Source organism: Gemella haemolysans ATCC 10379, assembly GCF_000173915.1.
Taxonomy (GTDB): Bacteria; Bacillota; Bacilli; order Staphylococcales; family Gemellaceae; genus Gemella; species Gemella haemolysans.
In genome coordinates this window covers 205,375-223,904 of sequence record NZ_ACDZ02000014.1, presented here as the reverse complement: position 1 = coordinate 223,904, position 18,530 = coordinate 205,375, and the positions used below count along the sequence as shown (strand labels likewise).

Annotated in this window: 15 protein-coding genes; 4 read left to right on the top strand and 11 right to left on the bottom strand. The window is 30.1% G+C overall.

What is annotated here, in order from left to right:
- Nucleotides 1–64: 64 nt before the first annotated feature.
- On the bottom strand, nt 65–1,015 hold the full coding sequence (locus GEMHA0001_RS06700; RefSeq protein WP_003144872.1) for a ribose-phosphate diphosphokinase: 951 nt from the start codon (nt 1,013–1,015) through the stop codon (nt 65–67).
- A 494-nt stretch (nt 1,016–1,509) separates the two neighbouring features.
- Between GEMHA0001_RS06700 and glyA the strand changes: the two genes are divergently transcribed.
- The 4 genes from glyA to GEMHA0001_RS06680 all read left to right on the top strand — a co-directional run bounded on the left by glyA (nt 1,510) and on the right by GEMHA0001_RS06680 (nt 6,209).
- Nucleotides 1,510–2,727 carry a serine hydroxymethyltransferase gene (gene glyA / locus GEMHA0001_RS06695; protein ID WP_003145251.1) on the top strand — a complete coding sequence of 406 codons (1,218 nt, stop codon included), beginning with the start codon at nt 1,510–1,512 and terminating at the stop codon, nt 2,725–2,727.
- A gap of 188 nt (nt 2,728–2,915) precedes the next feature.
- Nucleotides 2,916–4,277 carry a guanine deaminase gene (gene guaD, locus GEMHA0001_RS06690; RefSeq protein WP_003145189.1) on the top strand — a complete coding sequence of 454 codons (1,362 nt, stop codon included), beginning with the start codon at nt 2,916–2,918 and terminating at the stop codon, nt 4,275–4,277.
- 33 nt (nt 4,278–4,310) lie between these two features.
- Nucleotides 4,311–5,624, top strand: coding sequence for a uracil-xanthine permease family protein (locus tag GEMHA0001_RS06685; protein ID WP_003144913.1), 1,314 nt, complete (start codon nt 4,311–4,313; stop codon nt 5,622–5,624).
- 114 nt (nt 5,625–5,738) lie between these two features.
- Nucleotides 5,739–6,209, top strand: a complete 471-nt coding sequence (locus GEMHA0001_RS06680) for an S-ribosylhomocysteine lyase (protein WP_003145014.1) — start codon at nt 5,739–5,741, stop codon at nt 6,207–6,209.
- 62 nt (nt 6,210–6,271) lie between these two features.
- Here the strand turns inward: GEMHA0001_RS06680 and GEMHA0001_RS09045 are convergent, their stop codons facing one another.
- The 10 genes from GEMHA0001_RS09045 to ftsY form a co-directional block, all read right to left on the bottom strand.
- On the bottom strand, nt 6,272–10,333 hold the full coding sequence (locus GEMHA0001_RS09045) for a Rib/alpha-like domain-containing protein (RefSeq protein WP_003145460.1): 4,062 nt from the start codon (nt 10,331–10,333) through the stop codon (nt 6,272–6,274).
- 463 nt (nt 10,334–10,796) lie between these two features.
- A complete protein-coding gene (yajC, locus tag GEMHA0001_RS06670; protein ID WP_003145274.1) occupies nt 10,797–11,060 on the bottom strand; it encodes a preprotein translocase subunit YajC in 264 nt (87 codons plus the stop codon).
- Nucleotides 11,061–11,149: 89 nt separating this feature from the next.
- Nucleotides 11,150–12,304, bottom strand: a complete 1,155-nt coding sequence (tgt, locus tag GEMHA0001_RS06665; protein WP_003145688.1) for a tRNA guanosine(34) transglycosylase Tgt — start codon at nt 12,302–12,304, stop codon at nt 11,150–11,152.
- A 21-nt stretch (nt 12,305–12,325) separates the two neighbouring features.
- Complete coding sequence (gene queA, locus GEMHA0001_RS06660) at nt 12,326–13,354, bottom strand: tRNA preQ1(34) S-adenosylmethionine ribosyltransferase-isomerase QueA (protein ID WP_003145706.1); 1,029 nt, start codon at nt 13,352–13,354, stop codon at nt 12,326–12,328.
- 159 nt (nt 13,355–13,513) lie between these two features.
- Nucleotides 13,514–14,731: an FtsW/RodA/SpoVE family cell cycle protein gene (locus tag GEMHA0001_RS06655; protein ID WP_003144881.1), complete on the bottom strand. Its 1,218-nt coding sequence runs from the start codon at nt 14,729–14,731 to the stop codon at nt 13,514–13,516.
- 1 nt (nt 14,732) lies between these two features.
- Entirely contained in the window at nt 14,733–15,017 is a 285-nt protein-coding gene (locus tag GEMHA0001_RS06650; protein ID WP_003145230.1) for an Fpa/YlaN family protein, read from the bottom strand.
- A 10-nt stretch (nt 15,018–15,027) separates the two neighbouring features.
- On the bottom strand, nt 15,028–15,228 hold the full coding sequence (locus GEMHA0001_RS06645) for a YqgQ family protein (RefSeq protein ID WP_003145053.1): 201 nt from the start codon (nt 15,226–15,228) through the stop codon (nt 15,028–15,030).
- Nucleotides 15,229–15,238: 10 nt separating this feature from the next.
- The gene (locus GEMHA0001_RS06640) at nt 15,239–16,678 is read right to left on the bottom strand and encodes a tetratricopeptide repeat protein (protein WP_003145442.1); all 1,440 of its coding nucleotides are present in this window, start codon (nt 16,676–16,678) and stop codon (nt 15,239–15,241) included.
- A 39-nt stretch (nt 16,679–16,717) separates the two neighbouring features.
- Nucleotides 16,718–17,221: a PTS sugar transporter subunit IIA gene (locus GEMHA0001_RS06635; RefSeq protein ID WP_003145298.1), complete on the bottom strand. Its 504-nt coding sequence runs from the start codon at nt 17,219–17,221 to the stop codon at nt 16,718–16,720.
- A 223-nt stretch (nt 17,222–17,444) separates the two neighbouring features.
- Nucleotides 17,445–18,506, bottom strand: a complete 1,062-nt coding sequence (gene ftsY / locus GEMHA0001_RS06630) for a signal recognition particle-docking protein FtsY (RefSeq protein WP_003145682.1) — start codon at nt 18,504–18,506, stop codon at nt 17,445–17,447.
- Between the last annotated feature and the right edge of the window lie 24 nt (nt 18,507–18,530).

Sequence of the window (18,530 nt, the reverse complement as noted above, 5' to 3'; positions counted from 1 at the left end):
GAAAATATGACTTAAAGAAGGCAACGGACTCCGCTGCCTTCTTTAAGCTTGATTTAATTAATTATTATTCAAAAAGAACACTTACAGGCTCGTTATTGTGTATTTTGTAAATAGCTTTAGCTATTAAATCCCCAACACATAACGGTACCATTTTATCTAATTTTTTCTCTTCTGGTATATCTATTGTGTTAGCATATACTAATTCTTTAATTGGAGAATTTTCAATTCTATCTAATGCTTGTCCACTTAATACAGCATGTGAGCAACCTGCATAAACTTCTTTTGCTCCTCTATCTTTAAGTGCTTGAGCTCCTAAAGTAATAGTTCCTGCCGTATCGATAATATCATCTATAAGGATACATGTTTTTCCTTCAATGTTACCTACAATATTCATAACTTCAGCAACATTCGGTTTTGGTCTTCTCTTATCGATAATTGCGATTGGTGTATTTAATGCATCTGCTAATTTTCTAGCACGTGTTACACCACCGTGGTCTGGTGATACAACAACCACTTCTTCCATATCTGGAAGTTTTTCTTTGAAATATTTCGCAATAATTGGTACACACATAAGATGATCAACTGGAATATCAAAGAAACCTTGAATTTGAAGTGCATGAAGATCTAATGCGATTATACGGTTCGCTCCTGCTACTTCTAATAAGTTAGCTACTAGTTTAGCAGTAATTGGTTCACGACTTCTTGCTTTTCTATCTTGACGTGCATATCCGTAATAAGGAATCACAACGTTAATAGTGTCCACTGATGCACGTTTAAGTGCGTCTATCATAATTAATAAAGTCATTAAATTATCATTTACAGGTCCACTAGTTGATTGAATTACGAATACTTCACATCCACGTACACTTTCCTCTATATTAATTGAAACCTCTCCGTCACTGAATTTTTTCACACTACATTTACTTAACTCTACTCCTAGTGACTTCGCTACTTGTTGTGCTAATGGAATATTAGCATTTAATGAAAACAGCTTTAATGGTTTATCTACAAGCATATTAAATTTTTCTCCTTAAAATTTGGTTCGATAGTAATACAGATGTATTCCATTGATTATTATAGCATAAATATTAATGAATTTCTACTAATTCAGGTATAGACTAATTAAAATCCATTAATTTTTTACTATTTGTATTTATATTTTTAATTAGAACTTATTACTTTCCATTATATTAATATTAAAAATTCTATCTCGTTAACTTATTGGAATTGATATTTCATAAAATGAATTTTAATATTCGTTTTTCATAGCTAGTTTTCTATATTTTTTTATAATTTTGAATATTTCCATCATTTTTTAGTTTATTTATTATTGATACTATGCTATTATTATAAGACATAGAATAAAAGAAATTTTGCAAAGATTTAACTATTAAAAAATGCATATTTTTCTTAATAGTTAACAAAGTTTTAATTTTAACTATTAGTTCTTACTTTTATGGAACTTTACTTTTCTTTATTCTAAATACATATAATTAAAGGAGTACCATTATGGATAAAATTTTTGAACTTATTGAAAAAGAACAACATAGACAAGACACAAACATTGAACTTATTGCAAGTGAAAACTTTGTTTCTAAAGATATTCTAAAAGCCACAGGAAGTATTTTAACAAATAAATATGCTGAAGGATATCCTGGAAAAAGATACTATGATGGTTGTGAAGTAATTGACGAAATAGAATCTCTTGCAATAGATAGATTAAAAGAACTTTATGATGCAAAATTTGCAAACGTGCAAGCACACTCAGGATCAAGTGCAAACATCGCAGTTTACTTATCTTTATTAACACCTGGTGACACTGTTTTAGGGATGAGTATGGATGCTGGTGGACACCTAACTCACGGTAGCAAAGTTAACTTCTCAGGGAAACTATTTAATGCTGTTTCTTATGGAGTGACAAAAGATACGCATCTTATTGATTACGATGAAGTTCTTCGTATTGCTAAAGAACATAAACCAAAAATGATTATTGCTGGATCAAGTGCATACTCTCGTGTAATTGATTTTGCTAGATTTAGAGAAATTGCTGATGAAGTAGGTGCTTACCTAATGGTTGATATGGCTCATATCGCAGGTCTTGTAGCTGCTGGCTTACATCCAAACCCAGTACCTTATGCTGATGTAGTCACATCTACTACACATAAAACTTTAAGAGGTCCACGTGGTGGTATTATCCTTACTAACAATGAGGAAATCGCAATTAAAATTAATAAAATGATTTTCCCTGGTGCACAAGGTGGGCCATTAGAACACGTTGTTGCAGCAAAAGCAATTTGTTTTGCTGAAGCACTTAAACCAGAGTTTAAAGTATATCAACAACAAGTAATAAAAAATATGCAAACAATGGTAGAAGCATTTAAAGCTAACAATATTCCTGTGGTTTCAAATGGTAGTGATAATCACCTATGTCTTATAGACACGTATTCTACTTACAATGTTACTGGACATGAAGCTAGTGACCTATTAAGTAAAGCTAGAATCACATGTAATAAGAATGGTATCCCATTCGATACATTACCACCAATGAAAACTAGTGGATTACGTCTAGGAGCCGCTGCTATGACTTCTAAAGGTTATGTGGAAGAAGACTTTGTAGAAATTACAAATATCATTTGTGATTTATTAAAACAAGGTGAAAACTATCTAGAAAAAGCTCAAGAAAGAGTAGCCACTTTAGTAGCAAAAGAAAGAAAAGAATTTAGATAGAAATATTAGTAATAATGTTTCAAACGACGAAGAAAATACTCTTCGTCGTTTTTTTACGAACTTTAAACTTTAATATACTATATTAAAGTTCATTTTTTAAAATTTATTTTTTAAATTTTAAATTTTCTTGTTGACAACGTTCGTTTTTCATGTTATATTTATAAAAATTCTTTAGGAGAAATGAAAATATGAAAACCAAAAAAATTATTAGAGCATCTTTTTTTCATAGTCCAAAGTATGGCGAAATTGAATTTCAAAAACATGCTGTACTTTTAGTTTCTGATGATGGAATTATATCTGAAATTATTAGAAAAGAGGATGAAAATTATCAACAAATATTAAGTCAGCATTCACAAAAGAGTAACTTTATTGATTTTAAAGATAAAGTACTTTTGCCCGGTTTTATCGATTTACACATCCATGCTCCACAATGGCCACAAGCTGGACTTGCCTTGGATGACGAATTAAGCCACTGGCTAAATAATTTCACCTTCCCTTTAGAATCAAAATATGCAGATATCAACTACGCTCGAGAAGTCTATACTGATCTAGTAAAAACTTTATTAACAAATGGTACGACGTCTGCAATGTACTTTGGAACTATCCATAATGAAGCTACACTCGAATTAGCGAGAATTTGTGCTAATTTAGGACAAAGATCTTTTGTCGGTAAAGTTGTTATGGATGATGAAACTATGAATCCTGATTTTTACCGAGATAATAGTACAAAAGAAGCTATTGAAAATACTGAGAAGTTTATTAATGATGTACAGAAGCTTTCAAAAGATGTACCTCAAGGTATCTATCCAGTTATTACTCCTCGTTTTGTTCCAAGTTGTACAGACAATGCTCTTTTAGAGTTAGGAAAATTAGCAAAGAAATATAACTGCTATATACAAAGTCATTGTAGCGAAAGTGACTGGGAGCATGATTTTGTTCTTGAACGATTTGGAAAAAGAGATACTGAAGTCCTAAATCAATTCGGATTATTAACAGATAAATCGATAATGGCTCATGGCAATTTTATAAATTCTGAAGATGCTGATATCTTTAAAAAGAATAAATCTTCAGTTTGCCACTGTCCTATTTCTAATTCATATTTTGCTAATGCAGTTTTACCTGTTAACAAACTCAAAAAACAAGGTTTAAATATTTGTCTAGGTACCGATATCTCAGGAGGGTTCTCCCCTAGCCTATATGACAATATAAAACATACCGTCATGACTAGTAGGATGTTAAATGACGGAGTTGATAATAGACTGGAAGCTAGTTGCCGTGGTAATCATGATTCAAAAGTGAGTGTATTTGAAGCATTTTACCTTGCAACAACTGGTGGTGGTGAAGCTTTAAAATTACCACTTGGGATTTTTAAAGAAGGTTATATTTGTGATTTCCAAGTTATTGATATTAATACACCCACAAATAAACTTCCAAATTATTTAGATAATGAAGAACACAAACATCTTCTTCAAAAAATATTATACCTTTCTACTTCAGAAAATATTCGTGAAGTCTGGGTTCAAGGTAAACAAATACTAAAAAAAGATTAATAACATAAAAATAAAAAGGAGATTACGTTTTTTATGACGAAACAAAATAAACATTTAACTATAGGTGTTGAAGAAAATATTCCATTTTCTCAATCCTTAATCCTAGGTTTACAACACGTCCTTGCAATGGATGTCTACGTACCACCTTTTATCTTAGCAACAGCTATTGCATTATCACCTGGTGATGCTACTGGTTTAATTCAATCTACTTTTCTAGGTGCTGGGATTGCGTCATTAATTCAGGTATTATTCTACCTAAGATTACCTGTTTGTCAAGGTCCATCATTTATTCCTCTTGGCGCTATTATTGGTATATACATGGGAACTAAAAATCTTGGTACTGTTCTTGGAGCAAGTATTGTCGGAGCAATCTTGGTAATCTTACTTGGATATTCTGGTATTTATAAATATATAGTAAAAAACTACATACCTTCTATCGTTAGTGGGACAATAATTATGATTGTAGGATTAACTTTGCTTCCTTCAGCATTTGTAAGTAATATTTACATCCAAGGAAATGGTCTGACAATGAAACAAAATGTATTATTAGCATTTATTACAGCCACTTCTTTAATTCTATTTTCTACATTAGGAAATTACGTTAACAAATTTAAAAGAATTTTCCAGATTTCTTCAGTAATTATCGCTTTAGCTATCGGAACATTTTCTGCATATTTAATGGGTGGATTTAATACTCAAGGAATTAAAGATGCTAGCTTTTTCTCAATGCCAAAACTATTGTTCTTAGACTATAGTATACATTTTGAAATCTCTGCTATTATCACAATGATTATTATTTACATGGTACTTTTAGCTGAAACAACGGGAACTTGGTATGCAGTAAGTTCAGTTATTGATGAACCTCTAAGCGATACTCAGGTTAACAAAGGTGTTATCGGTGAAGGAATCGGATGTTTAGCTGCTTCTCTGGTCGGAGCAACTCCTGTTACTGGTTACTCTACAAATGCTGGGATTATTTCTATTACTGGGGTAGCTAGTAGAAAAGTGTTTGTTATGGCTTCATTCTGGTTTATCGGATTATCATTCTTAGGTAAACTTTCTGCCATTATTAATTCAATTCCTTCTGCAGTAATCGGTGGGGTATTCTCAGTGGTATGTATCATAATTCTACTAAACGGATTTAGAGTTGTTAAAAATCTAGACTTTTCTGAAAGAGAATTATACATTATCGGAGTACCTTTAATGTTTACAATTGGATTATTATTTATTCCAGCAGAATTAAAAGCTAGCGCTCCACAATTACTTCAATACTTAATAGGTTCTCCTATTGCTGTTGGTGCAATTGTAGCAATAATAATGAATAAACTTATTCCGTTAGAAAAATAATATTTAAAACTGATGTTCAGACGAGCATCAGTTTTATTCTTATTAATTTTATATTTTCCAAAAATATAGTATAATTATAACTGCTAATTAAATTACAGAAATGGAGATATATTGATGACAGAAAAGAAAATGAATGTTGAAAGTTTCAACCTAGATCACACTAAAGTTGTTGCACCATATATTAGATTAGTTGGTGTATATTCTGGGGATAATGGCGATAAAATATATAAATATGATATTAGATTTTGCCAACCAAATAAAGAACACTTAGAAATGCCTAACCTTCACTCTTTAGAGCATTTAATCGCTGAACTGATTAGAAATCACCTTGATAATGTACTAGATTTTGGTCCAATGGGATGCCAAACAGGTTTCTACTTATCAGTAATTAACAATGATAGTTACGAAGAAGTTGAAGAAGCACTTGCAAAAACTCTAGAAGATGTCCTTGTAGCTACTGAAGTACCTGCATGTAACGAAGTACAATGTGGTTGGGCAGCATCTCACTCTTTAGAAGGTGCTCAAATAGAAGCTAAAAAATTCTTAGAAAAACGCTCTGAATGGAAAAACGTTTTTAGTAAATAATAAAAAATGGGAAACTCTTTATATTGATTTCTACAAAATCAATTGAGCTTCCCATTTTTTTACTAATAACTTCTATACTTTCTTCTAATACCTAATAGACCTATCATTAGTCCAATTCCAGCTAAAGATATTCCTTTTTCAGATGAGTTTTCACCAGTTTTTGGAAGAGATTCTTTTTTCTTGTAGTTATTATTTAAAGAAACTACCTTAGATGTATTTTTACTGTTTTCATCAAATTCTACTTGGCCATAACTTTCAGTTAGTTTGTTTTCATTTCGGTCAGAACTAACAGTATATGAATTTTCTTCTATTTTTTCATAAACATACTCTTTTTTCGAAGAAGATTCTATATAATTTTTATCGTTTATTTTATTTTCAGTCTCTTTTTTACTAAAATCGACGATCGCAAACAAACTAAAATGATTAATATTAAATTGAACTATTCTGTTATTTACTTCTGAAGGAATCAATGTTAACTTACCAGTTTTATCCACATGATATATTTCAATCTCACTACTTTCATTTTCCAGTAAAGCTATTCGAACTATTCTTTCATTATTTAAATGTACTATGCTATTATCCTTAGATAATTTTAAATCTAGAATTCTCACTTTATCCTTATCCACAGATAATTCTTTACTTATATTACTTAATTGTTGAGTATCCTTAACAGTTTTTACATTTAATGAAATATTATCAATTTTATTATTAAATAATTCTACTTCAACACCTGATTTATCATCATTAATTTTTTCTACTTTTCCTTTTGGAGCACTTTCTTGAATTAGCACTTCACCTTTCTCACTTACCACTAATTCTGGTAGCACTTCTACTTTTAATGGCTCACCTTTCTCACTTACCACTAATTCTGGTAGCACTTCTACTTTTAATGGCTCACCTTTCTCGCTTACCACTAATTCTGGTAATACTTCTGCTTTTAGTGATTCACCTTTCTCGCTTACCACTAATTCTGGTAACACTTCTTCTTTTAGTGATTCACCTTTCTCGCTTACCACTAATTCTGGTAAGGCTTCTTCTCTTAATGACTCACCTTTCTCGCTTACCACTAATTCTGGTAATACTTCTGCTTTTAATGATTCACCTTTCTCGCTTACCACTAATTCTGGTAATACTTCTGCTTTTAGTGATTCACCTTTCTCGCTTACCACTAATTCTGGTAACACTTCTGCTTTTAATGATTCTCCTTTCTCGCTTACCACTAATTCTGGTAATACTTCTGCTTTTAATGATTCTCCTTTCTCGCTTACCACTAATTCTGGTAATACTTCTGCTTTTAGTGATTCACCTTTCTCGCTTACCACTAATTCTGGTAACACTTCTTCTTTTAGTGATTCACCTTTCTCACTTACCACTAATTCTGGTAGCACTTCTACTTTTAGTGATTCACCTTTCTCACTTATCACTAATTCTGGTAATACTTCTGCTTTTAATGATTCACCTTTCTCACTTACCACTAATTCTGGTAATACTTCTGCTTTTAATGATTCACCTTTCTCGCTTACCACTAATTCTGGTAATACTTCTGCTTTTAGTGATTCACCTTTCTCACTTACCACTAATTCTGGTAACACTTCTGCTTTTAATGATTCACCTTTCTCGCTTACCACTAATTCTGGTAACACTTCTGCTTTTAGTGATTCACCTTTCTCGCTTACCACTAATTCTGGTAACACTTCTGCTTTTAATGATTCACCTTTCTCACTTACCACTAGTTCTGGTAACACTTCTACTTTTAATGATTCACCTTTAGAATCTGTATAAATACGAATAGGAATATTTATTAAATCAAAAGAATTATCACTATACTTTACTTTAATAGTAGCATTGATATCCCCTATTTCGTTCAGATTCGAATTATTTACAATTTCATAATTAATATTTTTCGGCATACCATCTTTTGCAATTTTCTTAACAACACTGTCAAGATTTATATTACTTCCTTGACGTAATAGAATTTTATTATCATCAATTAATCTTGGTGAATATTTACCTGCTTCAGTTATTTCTAGTGCTGTACGTTTATTAATAACATCCATTCCCAGTCTTGCTAATTCTTTAGTCATATTATTTATAACCAGTTGTGTAGATAAAGTATTAGCAAGAACTAATGAAGCTTCACTTAATTTAGTTGATAAATTTGTTTTAGCAAGAGAATAATTACTTACAGAATTCGCTGATTTGTCTGATAAATCAACAATAGTATCTATTAACTTATGCGCAGCATTCACTACAGAATTTAATTCTTGTTTATTAGCCTCATTAACTAAGATCGGTACATCTATTTCATTACTAGTATTATCATCAAGATATAATATTTTTACTTTTGCATGTTTTGTACCTAAAGAAGTCAATCCTTCTTTTTTTACAACAGTCAACTTAGTATTTACAGGTAATATACTTCTATTCACTCTATTTATAATATCGTTATCTTTTAATATGTCTCCAATAATTACAGAAACTGGATTTTTATCTACTAGCTTCGGTAAGAACGTCTTACTTAATGTTCCCTTTTCAGGCTTTACAATTTTCAAATTATTAATATTATTTACTTTTACAACTTTTCCGTCTATATTTTGTCTAGTACCAAAATTGAAATCTGTATTACTATTCATTCTGCTTTCAAAATAAGATGTCGAAGAATGCTTACCTTGGCTACTTCCTACATTTTTAATATATTTTGGTCTCAAGTTATTAGGTATAATATTGTCGTTATCAGTAAAATAATTTTTTACTTTTCCGATTTGCATCATATTGTTAGAAATATTTTCTTCTTCCTCTGGAACTCCCCAGAACCAACCACCTGTTTTTATTCTAGGCGCATTGAAAGTATATGTTTCTCTATAGTAATTATATTTATTTTTCTCAGCTAAAACACTAGCTCTTAAAGCTAAATATCCACCTAAAGAATGACCTGTAATATATAGATTTGTATATTCTTTACTATTTCTAAAACTATTTATTAGTTCTTTAGCAGCCTCACTTTGATTTGATTCATTCCCGAAAGCTAATGCTATGTCGGCTTTCAAGTCTCCTCCTTGTCCAATATTAGTCCCAGCAAATGCAAGCACCTGAATTTTCTCACCTTTTAAGAATGGGAAATTATTTTTTGTTTCAAACAATACCGCATCTAACCCATTATTTTGATGAAATGTCTGCTTCACAGTCCAGTATGGAGATAATTCACTGTGAGTAAGTCTTTTTATTTTATCTTTTTCTACACCTACTGGCAATTTATTAGATAAAATATTTTTTACACTCTCATCTGATTCATACGCTAGATTCATAAACATAGCCATATCTCTTGCTGAAATATTCCAAATTAATTTGTCTCTATCTTCTTTATCATTAAGACCATCACCATCTGTATCAGAAAGTCTTGGATGAATATCATATCCTAAATATGTTCTTCCATCTTTTTTATAAATATACAATTCGTCTTTATTCGCAATACCATCACCATCATCATCTCCATCAGGATTAAGCACTGCTTTTTTATAGATTAAACTATCGTATTTCCCACCTTCTAATCCAATATAGCCCTTGGCTATATCTTCTGCATATTTAGCAGTTAAACGAGAAATGATTTTTGTACCCTTTTCTACAGGAGTTTCCACATCCTGAGATGAAGCACTAGATATAGTATTACTTTCTGTATTTTTATTAATTATATTTGTTAATAATGTTGCAATATTCTGACTATCATCAGTTCGTCTATCTAAAACGTTTAAATTATTGTTTGAAGATTGGTTACCGTTGGAATTAGCTTGGTTAACAATATTATTTTCTACTGTAGAAGCAGTTCCACTTTTTGTTGATCTAGTAGCTGAATCTATAATCGTTGTATTTTGATTTAAATTGTTTCTATTTTCAACTGAAGCGACTACTCTATTCTCTCTATTATTTAAATCATTATTATTCTGTGTATTAGAAGTTGCTACTCTATTTTCTATATTTGTACTTGTTATGTTTGTGTTTCCAGTATCATGAGCACTTGCATCGTTTCCTAAAAATATAAATGCTCCAATAGCAACTGAAGCGATACCGAAGCTTAATTTTTTAATTCCATATTTAACTATTTTGTTATCTAATTTGTGTTTAAGCATATTCCCTCCATACTTATAAACCTTAAAAATTATTATATAAAAATTTATTAACAATAATTTTTGTTAACTATTTATTCTATACTCTAATTAGTATACACGAAAGTTTAAATAATAACAATTTTAATTTTTAATATATATTTACATTTTTAACCATGTGATAAATTTAATTTTCTTATTTTTCTATGTATCTTCTTAAATTATTTACTCATTTTGTTGCTCTTAATCTGATTTTTACATATCTACAAGGTTAAAAATCTCGCATTATATAATAATTTCTCAAAGTATTTTTTATACTATATACTTAACTTAACTCTTTTCTTTTTTTAAAAAAAGAGTGACTAGACAAAATAAATTCTGTCTAGTCACCCTCACAAAGTTTATTAGATATCAATAAATCACTGTGTCTATGAGTTTTCATATACTTTTTAAAATTGAGAACTCTTGCCTCAGCCTTTTTAATTTATTATTTTGCAACTATGCTACGAATAGCGTTTCTATCTAATTCGATTTCTACTTTTGGTGCAACTCTTACTTTTACTGTTACTGTCCCTACTTCTACGATATCTCCGTAAATTCCTGCGAAAGTTACAATTCTATCTCCTTCTTTTAGTGAATCTTGAAGAAGTTTTAATTCTTTATTTCTTTTAGATTGTGGTCTAATAATCATGAAGTACATGAATGCAAAAAGAACCACAATCATAATAATATTAATATATGAATATTGCATAATTTACCTCCGTTTGTTTAATATATATATTTATTCTACTATATACTCAGTAAAAAATAAACCTTTATTGTTCTTTTTTTACTAAATTCTTAGAAATTTTTAGGATTTTCTTGGTTTAGTCCGTATTTTTCAAAGAACTCTTCTTTAAAGTCTAATAATCTATCTTCTCTAATCGCTTGACGTATATCTTTCATCATATTGATTAAGAAATGAATATTGTGAGTTGTTGCTAATCTTGCTCCAAATATTTCATCGGCTTTAAATAAATGACGAAGATATGCTCTCGTATAGTTCTTACAACAATAACAAGAACACTCAGGGTCAAGTGGTGTAAAGTCTTCAGCATATTTAGCATTTTTAACTACAACACGCCCTTCAGAAGTCATACATGTTCCATTACGTGCAATACGTGTTGGTAATACACAGTCAAACATATCAACTCCTCTTAAAACTCCTTCAAATAGTGCATCAGGAGATCCTACACCCATTAAATATCTCGCTTTATTAGCTGGCAATAAAGGTGTTACATGTTCTAAAACTCTGTACATCTCGTGTTTAGGTTCTCCTACAGACAAACCACCAATAGCATATCCCGGAAAATCCATACTCACTAAATCTTTAGCACTTTGTTCACGAAGATCGTTAAATCCGGCACCTTGAACTATACCGAAGATACTTTGTGTTTTAAGATTTTTATGTGCTTCTAGACATCTCTCAGCCCAACGACTTGTTCTTTCAACAGATTGACGAATATATTTATAGTCATGGTTATAATCAGGGCATTCATCAAAAGCCATCATAATATCTGATCCTAAAGCATTTTGTATATGCATAGCTTTTTCTGGTGATAAGAATAATTTTTCTCCAGATAAATGATTTTTAAAATGAACTCCTTCTTCCTCTATTTTTCTCATTTCACTTAGAGAAAATACTTGGAATCCTCCTGAGTCCGTTAGGATGCTTCCATCCCAATTCATAAATTTGTGAAGTCCACCTGCTTTTTCAACAATCTCCTCACCAGGACGTAACCAAAGGTGATAAGTATTAGATAAAATAATATCTGCACCCATTCCTTTTACTTCTTCTGGTGACATTGCTTTTACAGTAGCTTGCGTCCCAACTGGCATAAATACAGGTGTTTCAAAGCTACCATGTGGTGTATGAACAATACCTAATCTTGCACCCGATTGCTTACAAGTTTTTATATGTTCATACCATACTGCATTTTCTTTTACATCTCTCATATAAATATTACCTTTCTTAAACTAGATTATTATCATCGCATCTCCAAAACTGAAGAAACGGTATTTATTCTCAACTGCTATGTTATATAATTCAATAACTTTTTCTCTATCATAAAATGCACTAACAAGCATTATTAATGATGATTTTGGTAAGTGGAAGTTTGTAATCAGTCCATCAACACATTTAAATTCAAATCCTGGATAAATAAAGATATTTGTCCATCCTGAAGCTGCAACAATTTTTCCATTATTATCACGTGCAATTGTTTCTAGTGTTCTTGTTGAAGTAGTACCTACAGAAAATACTCTTCCACCATCTTCTTTTGTTTTATTAATTATTCTTGCTGTATCTTCATCTAAAGTATAGTACTCTGAATGCATATCATGTTCTTCAATATTTTCTACAGCTACAGGTCTAAATGTTCCTAGTCCTACGTGAAGAGTCAAATAAGCAATATTTACACCTTTTTCTTTTATTTTTTCTAATAATTCATTCGTAAAGTGTAAACCTGCTGTTGGGGCTGCTGAACTTCCTACCTCTTTCGAATAAACTGTTTGATATCTTTCTTTATCAGTTAATCTTTCTTTAATATATGGTGGAAGAGGCATAGTTCCAAGTTCATCTAATCTTTCTTGGAAGATTCCCTCATATTTAAATTCAAAATGTCTAAATCCATCATCTAATACTTTTGTGCAGACTGCCTCCATTATACCATCACCAAAAGATACTATACCGCCTTCTTTTATTCTTTTAGCAGGTTTAACAAGGCATTCCCAGTCATTATGTCCAAGATTTTTTAATAAAAGTACCTCTATTGCAGCACCTGTATCCTTTTTAGCACCATATAATCGTGCTGGCATTACTCTAGTATTGTTAAGTACTAATGTATCCCCAGGATTAAAATAATCTATAATATCTGAAAAAACTTTATGCTCATGTGAATTATTTTTTCTATCTACACAAAGTAATTTACTAGTATCTCTTTTTAAAAGAGGTGTTTGTGCTATTAGCTCCTCTGGTAAATAAAAATCAAATTGTTCTAATTTCATCTAAAATCTCCTTTAAAAGTTACCTTTACTATTATAGCTTGATTATCTAAAGTTAGCAAGCCTCACTATAAGAAATTATAAATTTTTCTATTTTATACGATTTCCTTATTTAAAAACATAAAAAGAATTTGGATTAATTTTATCAATCCAAATTCTTAATTATTTTTTACTATTACTACGTAAATATTTTACATGAGATAAAATATTAGTAGCTATTCCTAATCCTACGCTCAATATTAAGATGGAACTACCACCATTACTAATAAATGGTAATGGTACTCCTGTCATTGGAATAGATGCGGTTACTCCACCAATATTAACAACTCCTTGAACTATTAATAAACTAGCAAATCCTAACGAATACATTGCAGAGAATGTGTTTCTTGATTTTGTACCAGAAAATATTACTTTCCCTATAATAACTAGCAGTAATGCTACAACAAATAATACTCCAACTAATCCTAATTCTTCAGCTATAATTGCAAGGATAAAGTCTGTATGAGCTTCCGGCAGATATCCAAGTTTCTGAATAGAGTTACCTAGTCCTCTACCAAATACTCCCCCGTTACCAAAAGCAACATATGAATTTATCACTTGGTCTGCAGCTGCTGCTAAATCCTCTGAGAAAGGATTTAAGAATACTTTCAAACGATTTGTTCTATACGATGTACCACTTGAAAAAAGAACATTCTTTATCATAAATAGCATAAGTACTGCTATCCCTGCAATTAAAGCAAGTAACAAGATTTTTTTTACATTTTTTGAATGCATATTAGAACACAAAGTCATAATTCCAATTACCAATAATGTAATAAGCATCATTCCTGTATCATTTTGCGCAGCTATTAACGTAACAAGTGCAAGAGGAATGCTAAATATTTTCAAAAGTTCTGAACTAGTACATATTTGTCTCAACTTTTCTTTTCTTGTCTCTAAAATAAAAGCCATATACATAATAATAAAGAGTTGTGCTAAAGTAGAAGGTTGAAAACTGAAAGAACCTATCCTAATCCAAGATTTCGCACCATTAATTGCCGGCATTAATTGTGGTATTAAAAGTAAAACAAACATTACAATAAAACCATATTGTAGTAATTTTTTCTCTTTAAAAATCTCAAATGGTATAGCAACCGAAAATAGTAAAAACGCTAAGTATGCAAGAATAGCCCACATAGCTTGTCGTTGTAGGAAATAAGTCTCACTTACAGGAATACCCGATGTAAATGTTCCATATTTATTTCCTATCATACTAGCACTATACACCATCATACAGCTTAAAACTAATAAAACTAGTAATGTTAAAGCTACCATCCAATCTAATCTGACATGACGACGTTCATGCTTTATAGATCTATGTAATTTTCCAAAAAGTTTCATACTAATTCGCTTTACTTTCTTGAATAACAGTATTATACATCTCACTAGCCTTATCTTCTAAATCTGCTAGTATTATTCGACCTGCTTCTTGAGAGATGCAACCTATTTCCACTGCCAGGTTTATTTCTTTTGAAAGACCGTAAATTTGAGTATCTATTACATCTTGGTATAAAGGACATGTTCTTTGACCTTTTACCGATACACAAGCATTAATCATTTCTTCAATCTTCATAACATCTTCTTCTATTCTCTTACGTACCTTAATAAAAATAAGGTTGTTTTCCATTTTATCTCACCTATCCTTTTGATAATTCATGATTAACTTCATGTTTTATAATTGCTATTGCTCTTATAAAATCTTCTTTTGAAATTAATTCTAAGCGTCTTAATTCTCTTACCTCATATTCTACCATACTTAATGTATGTTTTCTATCTTTCATGTATATTATTATACCAAAAGATTTTAAAAATTGTTGCAAATCGTAAAAATTTATCATTTACATCACCTTAAAATTTACTTAGCTCGTCTACTAGATTTTTATTTTCCTCTCTTCCATCTAGTTCATATGCTCTTTTAGCATATTCCTTAGCTTTTTCATAGTTACCTTCTTGACGTTCGATAACAGCTAAATTATAGTAGATTGGAGAAAATGTATCATCAAAACTTATACCGTCCAAGAATACCTTTTTAGCATCTTGCTTAGTTGCATTTGTCATTTTCACCATACCTAACTCATAATAAGTAAGTACAGACTTGTTTTTTGATGTTAATTCTTTTTCTAAATTGAATATATCCTCATCTGAATAAGTTTTTACTAATCTACTTTCCACTCTACTCGCTCTATATCTATTTATAACACTCTTAGTGTTTACACCTGCTAATAATAGCACCTCACCTAGAACACCAAAGATCAATATTGATATTAATGTAATATATATATTTCTTTTTTTCATTAAGAAAAGTTCTAAAAATACCCCTAGAACGAAAGAAAAAATATAAAGTACTATTGAAGTTTCAAATACAAGTGTAGCAATAGTTAGATATACTATTGACAGTGCGCCTGAATACATAAACTTCAAATTATCATTTTTCTTACTAAGTTGTTCCATAAAAATTGAACCTAGCAATGCAATATTAGAAACTAACGCTATATCAAGCGTACCAGAGTAACCAAATATCAGTAACAAATTAAAAATAAATGATACTACTAATAATATTCCAATACTCTTCAATACATTTAATGTTTTATTAAAAAGTATTGAAGTAACAAAAATTGAAACTAACACCAATAATAATTTCATAGAATTATCAGTAGTGAACACACTTGTGAACATCCTATAAAATTGTCCACTTATTATTTTTTGATAACTATATTCAATATAATTATATAAAGAATAAACACTATTCGATAAATATATTACAACAAAATTCACCAAAAATAATAATAAATATATACCTGATAAAACATTATATTTTACATTAAAAACATTTCTATCTAGTGTCTGACGTTTATAAAGTTCAACTACTCTGTTTTTATATCTTAGAGTGTCTGGCGTTCCTTCAATAAATCTAGCATCTTTTTCTTTTAAAAATAGTTTACTATTCTTTTCATTATAAAGTATACGCTCAATAATCAGGCTATTTGAAATTCTATATTTTTTGTAATCGTCGATAACTTCATCGAAATTAGGAGAAACATAAAGGATTTTCATTTTTAAACTACTCAGTTTAAACATTTTTTTTAGTCTAACTTCATTTCTAATTACATTAGAAACTATACTATCTATTTCTGTTGATTTAAAACTATCCCCATATATAAATCTTATTAATTCATTATCTTCATTAATAAGCCAGACATCTTTCTTTTCTGGACGATAATATAATATACTATAATTATATTTTGTTATATACAGATATATAATCTTCCAAAATTTCTTATCATTCATAATTTCTTCACTAACAGTAAAACTTAAATAGACCTAGGTCTATTTAAGTTTTACTTTTGCTACTTCTTGTAAGAAATCAACAGTTTCATTTAATTTTAATACTTCAATGTTAGCTACTGCATCCATGTTAGTAACAACACAAGGAGTAATAATATCTTTAGCTTTTTCTTTAACTAATTCTAAATCATAAGTTAATAAAGTTTGACCTACTTCAACTCTATCTCCAGCAGAAACAGCTACATCGAAACCTTCACCTTTCATAGCAACTGTTTCTAATCCAACGTGGATAAGAATTTCTACTTCTCCTGATTTAATACCAAAAGCATGTTTTGTTGGGAATACTTGGATAATTTCTCCTGCTACTGGAGATACTAATTTACCTTCTTCAGGAATAATTGCAAATCCATCTCCCATCATTTTTTGAGCAAATACTGGATCGGGTACTTCAGTAATATCTACCACTTTACCTTTCATGTATGAGTTTAATACTAACTCTTGTACTTGTTCTTCTTTTTTTCCGAATAATTTAGATAAAAATCCCATTATAATCCTCCATATATTATTACCTTCTTAATATATCTATTATATACTTTTATTGCTTTTTTTTCAATTAATTTTGATAAATAATTCCCAATTTAATATTAAAATATTTTCATAAATTTACTATAGCAATTTAATTTTAATAATTGTTGATTTATATAACAAAAAATATCCATTTTACACTGTCATAAAAACATGTAAAATGAATATTTCTAAAAATTATTTTTTATTCTTCTGCTTGTTCTTCTTTTTGTTCAGTATTATCTTGATAGAATAATCCATAAATATACTGTTCAGGATCGAACACTTCTAAATCATCAATATTTTCTCCTAATCCAACAAGTTTAACTGGGATTCCTAATTCTTTCTTAATAGCTATAACAATACCACCTTTAGCAGTTCCATCAAGTTTAGTAAGGATTACACCTGTAACATCACTAACTTCTTTGAATGTTTTAGCCTGAAGAATTCCATTTTGGCCTGTTGTTGCATCTATTGTTAATAACACTTCATGAGGACCTTCCGGTACTTCCTTCTTAATTACACGAACAATTTTTTCAAGTTCTTTCATTAAATGATCTTTATTTTGTAAACGACCTGCTGTATCACATAATAATACATCGTAACCTTTTGCTTTGGCAGATTGAATCGCATCAAAGATTATCGCGGCTGAATCAGCTCCTTCATGTGATTTAACTATATCTGCACCACTACGTTTAGCCCATACATCAAGCTGATCAATTGCACCTGCTCTGAATGTATCTCCAGCAGCTATAAGTACTTTTTTTCCTTCTTTTTTAAGATTATGAGCTAGTTTACCAATAGAAGTAGTCTTACCAACTCCATTAACCCCTACAAATAGAAATACAGAAAGTTCTTTTTCTGGCGCATAGTTTAATTCAGATTTTACAGTACCTTCCATGTAAACATCAACAAGTTTTTCAATAATCATACTTTGTAGTTCACTTGGTTCTTTTAAATTTTGTCTTTGTGATTCAACTTTTAAGTAATCAACTAATTCTAGTACAGTGTTATAACTAACATCCGATTGAATTAACAGTTCTTCTAAATCCTCAAAAAACTCCTCATTAATTTCTCTATATGAGCTAATTAAATTATTAAGTGCATTAGAGAAATTATCACGTGATTTCTTAAGACCTTTTTTAAATTTTTCAGTTACAAACTGACTCTCGACAAATTCTTCATATTCATCAAGTGAAATCAGTTCTTCATTTAATTCTTCCTTAGCAGAAAATTTTTCTTTTAATTTTTCAAAAAAGCTTGCCATTGGATACTCCTTATATATCTTATT